Origin of the sequence: Rhizobium sp. BK251 (genome assembly GCF_004345245.1) — a bacterium.
In the GTDB taxonomy this organism is placed as follows: domain Bacteria; phylum Pseudomonadota; class Alphaproteobacteria; order Rhizobiales; family Rhizobiaceae; genus Rhizobium.
In genome coordinates, this window is record NZ_SLUQ01000007.1 from 84,085 (window position 1) to 98,593 (window position 14,509).

Consider the following 14,509-nt stretch of genomic DNA (forward strand, 5'->3'; position numbering starts at 1 on the left):
ACGATCAAAACTAATGATTTCCACATAAGGCCCGCTCGTGTCATCTCCAATCGGAAGAGCTTTCGGTTTTGGAGCAGCCGGCGATGTTCGAATATACGCTTGTGCACTGGATTGCGTTTCTTTCGGCCGCAACGCTGCTGAACATTTCGCCGGGTCCGGACATCGCCTTCATCCTCGGCCACACGATCCGTAGCGGAAAGCACGCGGGCTTTGCCGCGCTCTTCGGAATATGGAGCGGTGCCTGCATTCATGTGATGATGGCGGCCGTTGGCCTGTCGGCGATCCTCGCTGCCTCTGCCCTGGCCTTTTCCGTCGTCAAATGGGTGGGTGCCGCCTACCTGATCTGGCTCGGCATCAAGGCTTTGCGTTCAAGAGGCGAGGGGGCGTGGATCGACGAGGCGCGCAACGAGCGGCGTCTGACGCAGGTCTTCAGGCAGGGCATCTTTGTCTCGCTGCTCAACCCGAAGGTGGCGATCTTCTTTCTCGCCTTCCTGCCGCAGTTCGTCGTCGAAGGCGCCGGCCCGGTCTGGGCGCAGTTGCTGCTTCACGGTATGCTCATCATCGTGGTTGCCGCCTTCATCGAGCCGCCGCTCATCCTTCTTGGAAACCGCATCGCGAACGGCCTGCGGAAGAACAGACGCTTCGGCCTCTGGCTGGACAGGGGTCTCGGAACGCTCTTCATCGCACTCGGCATCCGCCTCGCGCTCACCCAGCGCTGACTATTCCTCGGTCTCGACGTAGCGCCGCTCGTGGCGCAGGCCGACGCTCGTCAGCATCTCATAGCCGATCGTTCCCGCCGCACGGGCGGCGTCGTCGACGAGAATGTTGTTGCCGAAGAGTTCGACATAATCTCCGGCACGGACAAGTCCTTCCGGAACGTCGGTGACGTCGAAAATGGTGAGGTCCATGGTGATGCGGCCCGCGACCGGCACCTTGTGCCCGGCGATGAAGCCGCAGGCGCCTTCCGTGACAGCCTGGCGAAGTGGAACGCCCGCGCCGGAAAGGCTGCGCAGGTATCCGTCCGCATAGCCGGCCGAAACGATTGCAAGGCGACTGTCGCGATCAAGGCACAGCGTGCCGCCATAGCTGACGGTTCCGCCCGCCCTGACTGTCCGGACCTGCACGACACGCGCCTCGGCCGTTGCGACCGGCCGCATCAGATTCGGCATGCCCTTGACCGCCTCGGCTCCGTAGACAGCAATGCCCGGCCGCGTCAGGTCGAAGTGGTATTCCGGTCCGAGGAAGATGCCTGCGGAGGCTGCAAGACTGGATTCAATACCTTCGAAAGCGGCGCTAACTTCCTGAAAGGACTCGAGCTGCTGCCTGTTCATCGCCGAGGAGGGATCGTCGCCGCAGGCAAGGTGGCTCATCACCAGCACCGGGGAGAAGCTCGCCGGGCGCGAAACATCGCTTGCCAGCAACAACGCGTCGGCCGTGTCTAGGCCCAGGCGGTTGAAGCCGGTATCCACGTGCAGCGCGCAAGGATAGTCGCCGTAGTTCGAAAGCGTCCCCATCCAGAAGGCAAGCTGCTCTTCTGATGAGACGACCGGAACGAGATCGTTGTCGAAGAAACGCCGCTCAAGACCCGGCCAGATGCCGGCAAGCACGAAGATACGAGCGTCGGGCGCGAACAAGCGCAAGGTCGCGCCTTCGTCGGCGGTCGCAACGAAGAAGTCGCGTGCACCGGCAAGGTAGAGCGCTTCGCCGGCATCCTCGATTCCCATGCCGTAGGCATCCGCCTTGACGACCGCCGAGGCGCGCGCCCGCCCAGAACGACGGGCCATGTCGCGCCAGTTGTCGGCGAGCGCCGACAGGTCGACGCTCAGCCGCAAGCCTGCGGATTCGAAGGCGTCTTCTTCGTCATAGAGTTCGGTCGGTTCGCTCATGATCCACATCAGTAAAAAAGCCGGAGAAGATTCTCCGGCCAGTCTAGGAGCCAAGTCCGGCAATAGAAAGTCCGACGCCGCGTTCCGGCATCGGAAAGCACCGAACGCTCAGTGTTCCTCGTATTGAGTAAACGACGGATCGGCGAGATCGGCAAAGCGCGTGAATTCCGACTGGAAGGCGAGCTTCACCGTGCCTGTCGGTCCGTGACGCTGCTTGGCGATGATGACGTCCGCGGTGCCCTTGACCTTGTCGAACAGCGCTTCCCATTCCGCATATTTCGGATCGGCGGGATCGCGGGGCTCCAGGTTCTTGACGTAATATTCCTCGCGGAACACGAACAGCACCACGTCGGCGTCCTGCTCGATCGAGCCCGATTCGCGAAGGTCGGAGAGCTGCGGACGCTTGTCGTCGCGACTTTCGACCTGACGGGAGAGCTGCGAGAGCGCGATGATGGGAACGTTCAGTTCCTTTCCGAGCGCCTTCAGGCCTGTGGTGATCTGGGTGATTTCCTGCACGCGATTATCGCCCTTGCCGGCGCCGGTCATCAGCTGGATATAGTCCACCACGAGGCAGTCGAGGCCGCGCTGGCGCTTCAGGCGGCGGGCTCGGGCGGAAAGCTGGGCGATCGAGATGCCACCGGTCTGGTCGATATAGAGCGGGACTTTCTGCATCATCATCGAGCAGGCGACGAGCTTTTCGAAATCGGCATCGTTGATGTCGCCGCGGCGGATCTTTGACGATGAGACTTCCGTCTGCTCGGAGATGATACGGGTGGCGAGCTGTTCGGAGGACATTTCGAGCGAGTAGAAGCCGACGACGCCGCCGTTCTTCGCCCTCATGCTGCCGTCCGCCTGCACTTCGCCCTCATAGGCAGCGGCAATGTTGTAGGCGATGTTGGTGGCGAGCGAGGTCTTGCCCATACCCGGACGACCGGCAAGCACGATCAAGTCCGAGCGCTGCAGCCCGCCCATCTTGCTGTCAAGCGAATGGATGCCGGTGGAAATGCCGGAAAGGCCGCCATCGCGCTCCTTGGCGACGGCTGCCATGTCGATTGCAAGCGCCACGGCATCGTTGAAGGACTGAAAGCCGCCGTCGTAGCGGCCGTTCTCCGCAAGCTCGAACAGGCGGCGCTCGGTGTCCTCAATCTGCGTCTGCGGCGGCATGTCGAGTGGCGCATCGAAGGCGATGTTGACCATGTCCTCGCCGATGGTGATCAGCGCGCGGCGCAACGCCAGATCGTAGATCCCGCGGCCGTAGTCTTCCGCATTGATGATCGACACCGCCTCGGCGGCAAGGCGCGCGAGATATTGCGCGACCGTCATGTCGCCGACTTTTTCTTCCGCCGGAAGAAAGGTCTTGATCGTCACCGGATTGGCAGTCTTGCCCATGCGGATGATGTCGCCCGCAACCTCGAAGATCTTGCGGTGCAGGGGCTCGTAGAGATGAACCGGCTTCAGGAAATCGGAGACGCGGTAATAGGCGTCGTTGTTGACGAGGATGGCTCCGAGAAGGGCCTGCTCGGCTTCGATATTGTTCGGCGCTTCGCGGTAGTGCTGCTCGGTGGCGGCAACGGCGGCAATCTTTCGAACGGCGTCGTTCATTATCTTCCCGTTTCGTATTTTTGGTGTTCCCGGTTTGCTGCCGGCGCAGGCCGGCGTCAAGGGCGTGGCGGCAACAGCATCAGACGCAGTCGTCGTGGCTTCGGCCTATACACATTGTTCAACTCGTCCACAGGCCACGACGCAAAAATACCTAAAAAACAACAGGTGTCGCAGAAGCGCCACTGGCAAAAGGTGCGACTCAGTTGTGGCTTCGCTTGCGGCGCGGATGATAGCGCCTTCCTTGCCGACTTGCATCGGCGGCAGCTACATTCGGAGTTGAAAATCCGGGCCGCGCTGATTAGATATGTATGAAATAATTAGCGTGCTACCGATTGCGAAGGTCATATGGCAAAATCCACGCTCAGTCGCGAGGTTACGGAAGATATCTCCGCTTTCTATCGGAAGATGAAGGCGAGCTTTTATCAGATGGTGCGGGAAAAGGGCATGACCTTGCCGCGTGCCCGCGCGTTGTACGCGCTTGGCAAACGCGAAGGCATCAACCAGCGGGAACTCGCCGAATCGCTCGAAATAGAGACGCCGACTCTGGTGCGCATTCTGGATTCCCTCGAAGCGCAGGGCTTCCTCGAACGGCGACAGGCGGACGCGGACCGTCGCGCAAAGGAAGTCTACCTGCTTCCCGCGGGCAGGGAGGTTGCGGCCGAAGTCGATGAGGTTGCACGCACGATGCGAGAGAAGATCGTCGAAGGCATTTCCGCCGAGGAACTGACGGCGATGCTGCGTACCGTTCGCGCCATGACGGCCAATCTCCAGAAGCTCGGCAAGGAATAGGCGACGGCCCCGCGCAGGACGAGCAAATAGGCCGCAAAATGACGAAAGCCCGGATCGTCGATCCGGGCTTTCGCGTATTCGGGACGGTCGTGCCTGGAATTAGGCTTCGTCGCCTTCGTTGTCGGCATCCGGATCAAAGAAGTCTTCCGGACGCAGCGCGTCTTCGTCAACGCCGTAGATGGCGTCGACCGAAGTGAGGCTTTCGCCCTTGGACTGACGCTCGGCTTCTTCGGCCGAACGGGCAACGTTCAGCACGACTGCGATTTCGACTTCGGCGTGGAGCTGGATCTCGACCTTATGCAGGCCGATGGACTTGATCGGCGTGTTGAGGTGAACCTGGTTGCGGTTGATGTTGAAGCCTTCGGCCGCAAGCACGTCGATCACGTCGCGGGCAGCAACAGAACCGTAGAGCTGGCCGGTTTCGCCGGCGGTGCGAACGACGATGAAGGACTTGCCGTCGAGAACGTCGGCAACCTTCTGGGCTTCGCTCTTGCGCTCCAGGTTACGGGCTTCAAGCGTAGCGCGCTCGGATTCGAAGCGCTTCTTGTTGGCTTCGTTGGCGCGCAGCGCCTTGCCGAGCGGCAGGAGGTAGTTGCGGGCAAAGCCGTCGCGAACCTTTACAGTTTCGCCCATCTGGCCGAGCTTCGGAACGCGTTCCAGGAGAATGACTTCCATTTTCTTTTCCTTTCAGATTCAGATTTTCGTGTCTGGTTGTGTTGAGTCATTGCCATCCTTGTTGGGCGTCAGCGCGATTGCCTTGCGCGTGTCAGAGAGGCCGAGAACAAGGATGAAGGCAGCAGGCAGCACCATGGTGCATGCCAGGTAGCAGATGATGAGAGCGGGCAGGCGCCAGTCCTTGCCGCGGGTGCGGTAGTGGAGCGCTGCGAAGCCCGCCATGAGGAACCCCGCGCCGAAGGCCCCGAGGACGGTTGCTCCGACCAGGGCCGGAACGCCGCCGGCAAAGCAGGCGACGAGCCCGGCGAGGAAGATGAAAATGGCGTTGCGGTTCATGCGCAGCGCCGACGGAATGTCTTCGCGCGGGCGCAGGTTGAGGCCCGATGCAGTCACGATGCGCGTCGCAAGGTGGTAGGCCGCAAAGAGCATGATGACCCAGAGCCCGCCCTGCAGGGCCGGAAGCATCAGGAGCACGAGCGCCTTCGTCTGAGCGGTCGCCGCCGGATCTGGAACAAAGGCCGGCTGCTGTTCCCTCACGGAACTGATCAGCACGTCGACCATCTGGTCGGTAAGTTCCGGCCCGTAGCCGATCATCACGCCGACTACGATCACGGCGAGAGTCACGAGGCCGCAGAGATGCAGCAGGATGTCCGAAAGCGGATACCAGGCCATCAGGTGCTCGGGCCCGCCGAGTTCGGAGGCCGGACGCGCAAGATTGGCAAGGTGGCTGAGCCACGCGGCCGGAGCCAGCGTCACCAGCGTCATGACGAGGGCGAAGGATGGGGAGATTGCGACTGCACCGAGACCGCCTGCAACGACCACGGAGATGATCGCCGCCATATTGCCCCAGCCGAGTCCGGCAAGCAGGATGGGAAGCGCGGAGGCGGCATAGAGAACCGCGCTGAAAGACGGCTGCGCGCTCGCACCCAGCACGAGCAGGGCGGCGGTAATGCCGGCAAGGGCGCCGGTCAGCAGCGTTTTCTGGTTCAGCTTTTGCACGTTCGCTGTCCTGCTTCGTTCAAGCAGTTAGAGGACGCCTCTGAGACAAAGGTTCAGAATGCGATCCCCAACATGGGGTTTCACCTCAAGGCAGCGTCTCGGCACTTGGCCGGATTTCACCGCCTTGCGGCATCGAATTTCCGATCCACGCCCACCGTGGAAGGGATGGGAAGGCATCTCTGCCTTCCCGGGTATTCAGGTCTTCGCCGGACTAGGCGAGAACGTAGGGCAGCAGGCCGAGGAAGCGGGCGCGCTTGATCGCCTGGGCGAGTTCGCGCTGCTTCTTCTGGGAAACGGCCGTGATACGGGACGGAACGATCTTGCCGCGCTCGGAAATGTAGCGCTGCAGGAGGCGAACGTCCTTGTAGTCGATCCGCGGAGCGTTCGCGCCCGAGAACGGGCAGGTCTTGCGGCGGCGATGGAACGGGCGGCGGACCGGTGCGGAAGAAACTTCAGACATCTTTCATATCTCCTTATGCACGGTCTTCACGGGGACCGCGGTCCGGGCGCGGGCCGCGGTCGAAACCACCGTCACGGCGCGGCGGACGGTCGCCGAATTCGCGGCGCGGGCCGCGGTCGTCGCCATCGCGGCGCGGACGATCGTCGCGGTCGCGCTTCTGCATCATGGCCGACGGACCTTCCTCATGCTTCTCGACGGCGATCGTCATGTAGCGGAGGACGTCTTCGTTGATGCGCATCTGGCGTTCCATTTCCTGGATCGCAGCTGCCGGTGCATCGATGTCCATAAGGGCGTAGTGCGCCTTGCGGTTCTTCTTGATGCGGTAGGTGAGGGACTTGAGGCCCCAGTTCTCGATACGCCCGACTTTGCCGCCGTTTGCTTCGATCACGCCCTTGTACTGTTCTACGAGGGCATCGACCTGCTGCGGGGTCACATCCTGTCGGGCAAGGAATACATGTTCATAAAGAGCCATGGATAGCTTTGCCTTTCTTGCGTTAGTCAGAACCCGGGATCCAGCGGCTAAGCCTCAACGACTGCTCCTGTAAGGGCGAACCCAAGCAAGAAAAGCGTTTATCCGAGACGGTCGAGAGCGGAGACACGGGAGGCTGGAACGCTTCCGTTCCGAACGATCTCGCCACGCGAAACCGGCCCTCCGTTCAGCCACCAGCCAGAAGACCGGGTTGCGAACAGCGCGCTTATACGGATTTTGTGGGGAAAGGCAACCCCTCAGTGCAGCGCATTGGCCTTCAGCACCGCGAACCACTTGTGTTTCTTGTCGGCAATCAAGCCATTTTCATCAAGCGGTATCGTTTTCTTGGTCACGGAGTCGAGCACATTGAAACCGATGACGTCGATTGTGCCGTTCTGCCTGCGAACAACAATATCGCTATGCGACATATAGGGTCCGGTTGCGTTGAAGAAGTTCTGAGCTTGCGCAAAGGTCTTCCCCGTACGGGCATAGGCGACCAGATCGCCGACCTCGGGGGATGCCTGCGGCTCGGTCAGGCGATATCCATGGTAAAGTGCGCTAGCGTCCGCATTGATACGCGCTGCAATGAATTTTCGGATCCAGACCGAATGGCTTTGGGCAAACGGGAACTCGCTCGCATTGAAGCCCGCCCTGTGGAAGACGTACGACATTCCGACAGCCGACCACGGATATTTGTCCTTGGCGATCTGATCGGCGGTCGGGGAGCCGCCGCCGACGGCATTATAGTTCTGGATCACATAGTTTGCGAAAGTGACCTCATCGTCGATGTGTCCTATGTCCGCTTTTCCGGTGACCAAATGCCATGTCGAGTTTCCCCAATGCTGCCATTCGCCCGCGGCGACCGTGAGCAAATCGGAAATAGTCTTCGTCATCGTCGTCCCTCCCGCTGTTGTGCTGGGCGAAATCTTGCGTGTTGCCGCTTCAACGCTTATCCCTGAAGGTCTCGCCAGCCTTGATTGTCTTGCGTAGATCCTGCTTGCGTCAGTTCAACCAGGTGTTGCCCATGGCAACTGGCGCCCCGAAGGCGTCGCCGCTTTTCGTTGCCTCACTTGTCCTCGCCAAGTCATTCCCTCGCCGTCGCGGCCATGATGCCGGTGCCGGTGGTTCCGGGAGGCCATGCATGTGCGACGCCGGGAAGGTCCAAGCGCGAGTATGTGGTGGCAGAAGATTGACTATCCCCTGCCTGTATCTATGTTTTGGCTGAAAAGTACTCGCTAAAGTATATCTTAGTACTCGGCTTCGTCAACCGACGCGCGATTGTGTGAGGTTGCAAATGTATAGCTAAGCAACTAAAATGTGTAGGCGAGATCGTGAACTGGCATGGCTCAGTTCTGGTGCCCTCCGCAGGCTCCTTGTCGAGCGAGCGAAACACGCACCGGACTCGGCGCTTGTGGGCGCGGCCGGAGACCGCGACACCACTTCACATCGGCATTGGGTATTGCCGGCGAACGGCCTCGATCGCCGAAAGCACGTCGCCGGATAGGGTGACATCGGCAGCGCCGATGTCGACCCTGAGCTGCTCCATCGACGTGGCGCCGATGATGACCGAGGTCATGAACGGCTTCGTCAGGCAATAGGCAAGCGCCATCGCCGCGGGGTCGAGGCCGTAGCGCGCGGCGATCTGCAGATAGGCCTTCGTCGCCGGCTCCTGCAGCGGCTGCAGGCGACCGCCGATGTCGTGGTTGATCGAACCGCGCGAACCCGCAGGCCTCGCGCCGCCCAGATACTTGCCGGTCAGAATGCCGCCGGCGAGCGGCGAAAAGGCGAGCAGCCCGACATCCTCATGATGGGACAGTTCGGCGAGATCGAGATCGAAATGGCGGGCGAGGAGGTTGTACTCGTTCTGGATAGAGGCGACGCGCGGCAAGCCCCTGGTCTCGGCCAGAGAAAGATACTTCTGCGTTCCCCAGGTGGTCTCGTTCGAAAGCCCGATCGCACGGATCTTGCCGGCGGCCACCAGTTCGCCAAGCGTTTCCAGGATCTCCGTCATTTCGGCGACCGCCCTTTCGCGGTCCTGCCCAAATGGGTCGTAGGTCCAGTTCTGGCGGAAATGGAAGTGGCCGCGATTGGGCCAGTGTATCTGGTAGAGGTCCACATAATCGGTCTGCAGGCGGCGCAGGCTCGCATCGAGCGCCTCGCGGATGCCTGTCGCGTCAGTCGGCCGGCCATTGCGGATATAGGAGCGGCCGGAGCCTGCAACCTTCGTGGCGAGCACAGTGTCGTTGCGCCTGCCGGTCTTGCGGAACCAGGAGCCGATATACTCCTCCGTACGCCCCTGAGTTTCTGCCGAAACCGGCGTTGTCGGATAGAGCTCAGCAGTGTCGAAGAAATTCACGCCCTTTTCGACGGCATAGTCCATCTGCGCGTGGGCTTCTGCTTCGCTGTTCTGGGTTCCCCAGGTCATCGTGCCAAGACAGATTTGTGAAACGGCAATATCAGTGCGGCCTAATCTGTTATATTTCATGGGAGAACCTTGAAGAGCTTGGGAGTATCGCGCGAATTTATGCGGGATTTGAACAAGCGCAAGCAGAAAAATCCGCGCTTTCCGCTATCCGGAAAGCTGGGATTGCAGGCTTTGCGGCTATTGACTCCTCGGCAAAGAATGTCAATTGGAAGACAAAATCAGCCTGAGGGACGAAACACCCATGAGCATTGCGTTCACATTTCCCGGCCAGGGCAGCCAGGCTGTCGGCATGGGCAGGGATCTCGCGGATGCCTTTTCGGAGGCCAAAGCGGTCTTCGAAGAGGTGGATGAGGCGCTCGGCGAAAAGCTCTCCGACATCATATTCAACGGTCCGGAAGAGCCCCTGACGCTCACGGCGAACGCGCAGCCGGCGCTTATGGCGGTTTCGATGGCCGTGATCCGGGTGCTGCAGGCAAGAGGCCTCGATCTGAAGGCCAAGGTGTCTTTCGTGGCGGGGCACTCCCTCGGCGAATATTCTGCGCTCTGTGCCGCCGGCACGTTCTCGCTTGCCGATACCGCGCGCCTGTTGCGCATCCGCGGCAACGCCATGCAGGCCGCGGTGCCTGCCGGCAAGGGCGCGATGGCGGCCATCATCGGCCTCGAACATGCCGACGTCGCAGCCGTCTGCATAGAGGCCTCCGCGCTCGGCTCCTGCCAGATCGCCAACGATAATGGCGGCGGCCAGCTTGTGATCTCCGGCGAGAAGGCGGCGGTCGAGCAGGCGGCGGCACTCGCAACCGACAGGGGCGCCAAGCGGGCGATCCTTCTCCCCGTCTCCGCACCCTTCCACTCGACGCTGATGGCCCCGGCGGCTATCGCGATGAAGGAGGCGCTTGCGAGCGTCAAGAAATCCGATCCTGTCGTGCCGCTGATCGCAAACGTGCGCGCAGCACCGGTCTCGGCCGGTTCCGAAATCGCCGAGCTCCTCGTCGAGCAGGTGACCGGCCAGGTTCGCTGGCGCGAGACCGTGGAGTGGTTTGCCGCCAACGATGTGACAACATTGTATGAAATCGGTGCCGGCAAGGTGCTGACGGGTCTTGCCCGCCGCATCGACAAGTCCGTAACCGGGATCGCAGTCAACGGACCGGCCGATATCGAGGCTGCACTAGCAAGCCTGCTCGGTTGAGCCTGGACTTTTGGAACAAGGATCTACTCAAATGTTTGATTTGACGGGCCGCAAGGCACTCGTGACGGGGGCAACTGGCGGGATCGGCGAGGAAATCGTCCGCCTCCTGCACAAGCAGGGAGCCATCGTCGGCCTGCACGGAACCCGGGTCGAGAAGCTGGAGGCGCTGGCCGATGAACTGGGCGATCGCGTCAAGCTCTTCCCGGCCAACCTTTCGGATCGCGACGAAGTCAAGGCGCTCGGCGCCAAAGCCGAGGCCGAGCTCGAAGGCGTGGATATCCTCGTCAACAACGCCGGCATCACTAAGGACGGTCTCTTCGTGCGCATGAGCGACGAGGATTGGGACAACGTGCTGGAAGTCAACCTGACATCCGCCTTCCGCCTGACCCGTGAACTGACGCATCCGATGATGCGCCGCCGCTATGGCCGCATCATCAGCATCACGTCCGTGGTCGCGGTCACCGGCAATCCCGGCCAGGCGAACTATTGCGCCTCGAAGGCCGGCATGATCGGTTTCACCAAGTCGCTGGCGCAGGAAATTGCGACGCGCAACGTGACCGTCAACTGCGTGGCGCCGGGATTCATCGAATCCGCCATGACCGGAAAACTCAACGACAAGCAGAAAGAAGCGATCATGGGGGCAATTCCCATGCGGCGCATGGGAACCGGCGCCGAAGTGGCATCCGCGGTTGCCTATCTTGCTTCAAGCGAGGCCGGCTACATGACGGGCCAGACTCTGCACGTCAACGGCGGCATGGCGATGATCTGAACGGAAAAGACCGGGCACGGTCGTTTTTCGTTCGAATACCATGTTGAGCAATCGTTTACGGTTGATTTTCTGGCTTTGCGGCAGAGATAAACCGTGTTAAGCGGGCCATGACTGTGAACAGTCGTCCCGAATATGAAGACGGGCCGATCAGCCATTTAGGCTGGGCCATCTCAAGGCCGGGTTGAACGGGTTTGCCAGCGGTGCCGGGGCTTTTGCGGCGCTGCAGGCTTCAACAGGGTAGGGATGCTAGAGGGCATTCTGATCAGGATATAAGGTCGAGGAAACCGACATGAGCGATATCGCGGAACGCGTGAAGAAAATTGTTATTGATCATCTTGGCGTCGATGCCGACAAGGTTGTTGAAAGCGCAAGCTTTATCGACGACCTCGGTGCCGACTCCCTCGATACCGTCGAACTGGTCATGGCCTTCGAAGAAGAATTCGGTGTTGAAATTCCCGATGACGCTGCCGACTCCATTCTGACGGTTGGCGACGCTGTGAAGTTCATTGAAAAGGCCCAGGCTTAATAGCTGGTGGTTTAGAAGCGGCGGGCTCATGGAGTCCGCCCTTTTTCGTTCGCCCATGCGAACTGGCTTTTCCATAATGCAGATGCGAATGATAGACGGGGGTTACGGGCGATGAGACGTGTCGTTATCACCGGTACCGGCATGGTATCACCTTTGGGATGCGGGACGGAAGCGACCTGGTCGCGCTTGCTTGCGGGTCAGAGCGGAGCCCGGCTCGTTACCGAATTCGAGGTCGAGGACCTTGCCGCGAAGATCGCGTGTCGCATTCCCGTTGGCGATGGCACCGACGGCACCTTCAATCCCGACGATTGGATGGAGCCGAAGGAACAGCGCAAGGTAGACCCCTTCATCATCTACGGCATGGCGGCCGCTGATATGGCGCTCAACGATGCCGGCTGGCATCCGGAGAGCGACGAGGACCAGATCGCCACCGGCGTCCTGATCGGATCCGGCATCGGCGGCATCGAGGGTATTGTCGAGGCGGGCTATACGCTCCGCGACAAGGGCCCGCGCCGTATTTCCCCCTTCTTCATCCCCGGCCGCTTGATCAATCTCGTGTCGGGACAGGTTTCGATCCGGCACAAGCTGCGCGGCCCGAACCATTCAGTCGTGACGGCATGCTCGACCGGTGCTCATGCCATCGGTGACGCGTCACGTCTGATCGCGCTCGGCGACGCGGACGTCATGGTCGCGGGCGGCACCGAGTCTCCGGTCAGCCGCATTTCGCTCGCGGGCTTCGCAGCCTGCAAGGCGCTGTCCACGGATCGCAACGACGAACCCACGAAGGCATCGCGCCCCTATGACCGCGACCGCGACGGTTTCGTCATGGGCGAGGGCGCCGGCATCGTCGTTCTTGAAGAGCTCGAACATGCCAAGGCGCGCGGCGCGAAGATCTACGCCGAAATCGTCGGCTACGGACTTTCCGGCGACGCCTATCACATCACCGCTCCCTCGGAGGATGGCGACGGCGCATTCCGCTGCATGACCGCCGCCCTCAAGCGCGCAGGGCTTACGCCTGCCGACGTCGACTACATCAATGCACATGGCACTTCGACCATGGCCGACACGATCGAGCTCGGCGCTGTTGAGCGCCTGGTCGGCAACGCTGCTTCGAAGATTTCCATGTCTTCGACGAAGTCCGCGATAGGTCACCTTCTTGGCGCCGCCGGAGCGGTCGAAGCGATCTTCTCTGCGCTTGCGATTCGCGACAACATCGCGCCGCCGACGCTCAACCTCGACAATCCCGAGCGGGAAACTGCAATCGATCTCGTCCCGCACCAAGCTCGCAAGCGTGAGATAAACGTGGCACTGTCGAATTCATTCGGATTCGGTGGCACGAATGCTTCGCTGGTATTGCGGCGCTATCAGGCGTAACCAACGCTTCCGTTTCGTGGAATCCGGCAGACCTTGCCGGGTCGCGCATTGTCTCCTGTACCTGTTTTTGCCGTATTGCTTGTTAAAAGAGCATGCGATGCCAAGATTAAGAAGGATTGCCGGTGAGCGATACGAACCAGAGCAGCGGGCTATCTAACGGCCAGGAAGGCCAAGCCGCGCAGAAGGGGCCGATCATACCAAAATCGGCCAATGAAGCGTTGCGCCCGGAGCGGGTGCCCGAGCCGCCGAAGCGTTCGAAAAAAGCGCGCAGCCAGATCGTCATCTTCCTCAATTTTCTGATGAGCCTTGTTGTGCTCGTCACCGCTCTTTCTCTCATCGGCTTCTACTACGCAACTTCGACCTATAGGTCGCCGGGTCCGCTGGCGACAAACACCAACTTCATCGTGCGCAGCGGCGCCGGGCTTTCCGAAATTTCCACGAACCTGGAGCGGAACGGCATCGTTAGCGACGCCCGGATTTTCCGTTACCTGACGGCAACGCATCTTGCGGATGGCGCAACGCTCAAGGCGGGCGAGTACGAGATCAAGGCCGGGGCTTCCATGAATGACATCATGGAACTCCTGAAGTCCGGCAAGTCGATCCTGTACTCCGTCTCGTTTCCCGAGGGCCTGACCGTTCGGCAGATGTTCAACAGGCTCGCGAACGACCCGGTGCTCGAGGGAGACGTGCCGTCGCAGATGCCCGCCGAGGGCAGCCTGCGTCCTGACACCTACAAGTTCTCCCGCGGCACCAAGCGCGCGGAGATCGTGCAGCAGATGGCGGCTGCGCAGGAGAGGTTGTTGGACCAGATCTGGGAGAAGCGTGATCCTGACCTGCAGGTGGCCAGCAAGTCGGAACTTCTGGTCCTTGCGTCGATCGTCGAGAAGGAAACCGGAGTGCCGGACGAGCGCGCGCATGTCGCCTCCGTCTTCCTGAACCGCTTGGGCAAGGGCATGCGCCTGCAATCCGACCCGACGATCATCTACGGCCTCTTCGGCGGCGACGGTAAGCCGAGCGATCGGCCGATCTACCAGTCGGATTTGAAGAAGGACACGCCCTACAATACCTACATGAATAAGGGCCTTCCCCCGACGCCTATTGCCAATCCGGGACGGGATGCGCTGGAGGCTGTCGCCAATCCCTGGAAGACGCAGGATCTCTACTTCGTCGCGGACGGAACGGGCGGGCATGTATTTGCCGCCACGCTCGAAGAGCACAACGCCAACGTCCGGCGCTGGCGCAAGCTCGAGGCGGAAAAGGGCGCCAATCCGGATATCGCTGTTGATGGCCAGCCGGAGGCCGAACCCGACAACGCCGTCATCAAGAAGAAGCGCACGAACTGACCTCGG

Annotated in this window: 15 protein-coding genes; 7 read left to right on the forward strand and 8 right to left on the reverse strand. The window is 60.9% G+C overall.

Annotated elements, in window-relative coordinates; genetic code table 11:
* The first annotated feature begins 83 nt into the window (after window positions 1–83).
* Window positions 84–719, forward strand: a complete 636-nt coding sequence (locus tag EV286_RS18390; protein ID WP_132958620.1) for a LysE family translocator — start codon at window positions 84–86, stop codon at window positions 717–719.
* On the opposite strand, the gene alr is transcribed toward EV286_RS18390, so the two are convergent.
* A complete protein-coding gene (gene alr, locus EV286_RS18395) occupies window positions 720–1,895 on the reverse strand; it encodes an alanine racemase (RefSeq protein WP_207909879.1) in 1,176 nt (391 codons plus the stop codon).
* A 99-nt stretch (window positions 1,896–1,994) separates the two neighbouring features.
* Entirely contained in the window at window positions 1,995–3,488 is a 1,494-nt protein-coding gene (locus EV286_RS18400; protein WP_132958622.1) for a replicative DNA helicase, read from the reverse strand.
* 345 nt (window positions 3,489–3,833) lie between these two features.
* Between EV286_RS18400 and EV286_RS18405 the strand changes: the two genes are divergently transcribed.
* Window positions 3,834–4,277 (forward strand): MarR family transcriptional regulator, encoded by a 444-nt coding sequence (locus EV286_RS18405; protein ID WP_132958623.1) that lies wholly within the window; start codon window positions 3,834–3,836, stop codon window positions 4,275–4,277.
* Between the two features lie 99 nt (window positions 4,278–4,376).
* On the opposite strand, the gene rplI is transcribed toward EV286_RS18405, so the two are convergent.
* The 6 genes from rplI to EV286_RS18440 all read right to left on the reverse strand — a co-directional run bounded on the left by rplI (window position 4,377) and on the right by EV286_RS18440 (window position 9,365).
* Window positions 4,377–4,952 (reverse strand): 50S ribosomal protein L9, encoded by a 576-nt coding sequence (rplI, locus tag EV286_RS18410; protein WP_132958624.1) that lies wholly within the window; start codon window positions 4,950–4,952, stop codon window positions 4,377–4,379.
* An 18-nt stretch (window positions 4,953–4,970) separates the two neighbouring features.
* Window positions 4,971–5,951, reverse strand: coding sequence for a DUF2232 domain-containing protein (locus EV286_RS18415; RefSeq protein ID WP_132958625.1), 981 nt, complete (start codon window positions 5,949–5,951; stop codon window positions 4,971–4,973).
* 211 nt (window positions 5,952–6,162) lie between these two features.
* Entirely contained in the window at window positions 6,163–6,411 is a 249-nt protein-coding gene (gene rpsR, locus EV286_RS18420; RefSeq protein WP_034507767.1) for a 30S ribosomal protein S18, read from the reverse strand.
* A 13-nt stretch (window positions 6,412–6,424) separates the two neighbouring features.
* Window positions 6,425–6,883, reverse strand: coding sequence for a 30S ribosomal protein S6 (gene rpsF / locus EV286_RS18425; RefSeq protein ID WP_132958626.1), 459 nt, complete (start codon window positions 6,881–6,883; stop codon window positions 6,425–6,427).
* Window positions 6,884–7,137: 254 nt separating this feature from the next.
* Window positions 7,138–7,752, reverse strand: coding sequence for a DUF2272 domain-containing protein (locus EV286_RS18435; RefSeq protein WP_165932883.1), 615 nt, complete (start codon window positions 7,750–7,752; stop codon window positions 7,138–7,140).
* Between the two features lie 569 nt (window positions 7,753–8,321).
* The gene (locus EV286_RS18440) at window positions 8,322–9,365 is read right to left on the reverse strand and encodes an aldo/keto reductase (RefSeq protein WP_132958628.1); all 1,044 of its coding nucleotides are present in this window, start codon (window positions 9,363–9,365) and stop codon (window positions 8,322–8,324) included.
* Window positions 9,366–9,546: 181 nt separating this feature from the next.
* Between EV286_RS18440 and fabD the strand changes: the two genes are divergently transcribed.
* From fabD to mltG, 5 genes are all read left to right on the forward strand, one after another.
* Window positions 9,547–10,491, forward strand: a complete 945-nt coding sequence (gene fabD, locus EV286_RS18445) for an ACP S-malonyltransferase (RefSeq protein WP_132958629.1) — start codon at window positions 9,547–9,549, stop codon at window positions 10,489–10,491.
* 31 nt (window positions 10,492–10,522) lie between these two features.
* The gene (fabG, locus tag EV286_RS18450; RefSeq protein WP_132958630.1) at window positions 10,523–11,260 is read left to right on the forward strand and encodes a 3-oxoacyl-[acyl-carrier-protein] reductase; all 738 of its coding nucleotides are present in this window, start codon (window positions 10,523–10,525) and stop codon (window positions 11,258–11,260) included.
* A gap of 289 nt (window positions 11,261–11,549) precedes the next feature.
* Window positions 11,550–11,786, forward strand: a complete 237-nt coding sequence (locus tag EV286_RS18455; RefSeq protein WP_003547058.1) for an acyl carrier protein — start codon at window positions 11,550–11,552, stop codon at window positions 11,784–11,786.
* A 111-nt stretch (window positions 11,787–11,897) separates the two neighbouring features.
* Entirely contained in the window at window positions 11,898–13,160 is a 1,263-nt protein-coding gene (fabF, locus tag EV286_RS18460) for a beta-ketoacyl-ACP synthase II (RefSeq protein WP_132958631.1), read from the forward strand.
* Window positions 13,161–13,282: 122 nt separating this feature from the next.
* Window positions 13,283–14,503 carry an endolytic transglycosylase MltG gene (mltG, locus tag EV286_RS18465; protein ID WP_132958632.1) on the forward strand — a complete coding sequence of 407 codons (1,221 nt, stop codon included), beginning with the start codon at window positions 13,283–13,285 and terminating at the stop codon, window positions 14,501–14,503.
* The last annotated feature ends 6 nt before the right edge of the window (window positions 14,504–14,509 follow it).

Coding starts and splice junctions, on each gene's coding strand:
- EV286_RS18400 (WP_132958622.1), bottom strand. CDS start 3,488: ATGAACGACGCCGTTCGAAAGATTGCCGCCGTTGCCGCCACCGAGCAG.
- alr (WP_207909879.1), bottom strand. CDS start 1,895: ATGTGGATCATGAGCGAACCGACCGAACTCTATGACGAAGAAGACGCC.
- EV286_RS18405 (WP_132958623.1), top strand. CDS start 3,834: ATGGCAAAATCCACGCTCAGTCGCGAGGTTACGGAAGATATCTCCGCT.
- rplI (WP_132958624.1), bottom strand. CDS start 4,952: ATGGAAGTCATTCTCCTGGAACGCGTTCCGAAGCTCGGCCAGATGGGC.
- EV286_RS18440 (WP_132958628.1), bottom strand. CDS start 9,365: ATGAAATATAACAGATTAGGCCGCACTGATATTGCCGTTTCACAAATC.
- fabD (WP_132958629.1), top strand. CDS start 9,547: ATGAGCATTGCGTTCACATTTCCCGGCCAGGGCAGCCAGGCTGTCGGC.
- rpsR (WP_034507767.1), bottom strand. CDS start 6,411: ATGTCTGAAGTTTCTTCCGCACCGGTCCGCCGCCCGTTCCATCGCCGC.
- rpsF (WP_132958626.1), bottom strand. CDS start 6,883: ATGGCTCTTTATGAACATGTATTCCTTGCCCGACAGGATGTGACCCCG.
- EV286_RS18390 (WP_132958620.1), top strand. CDS start 84: ATGTTCGAATATACGCTTGTGCACTGGATTGCGTTTCTTTCGGCCGCA.
- fabG (WP_132958630.1), top strand. CDS start 10,523: ATGTTTGATTTGACGGGCCGCAAGGCACTCGTGACGGGGGCAACTGGC.
- fabF (WP_132958631.1), top strand. CDS start 11,898: ATGAGACGTGTCGTTATCACCGGTACCGGCATGGTATCACCTTTGGGA.
- EV286_RS18455 (WP_003547058.1), top strand. CDS start 11,550: ATGAGCGATATCGCGGAACGCGTGAAGAAAATTGTTATTGATCATCTT.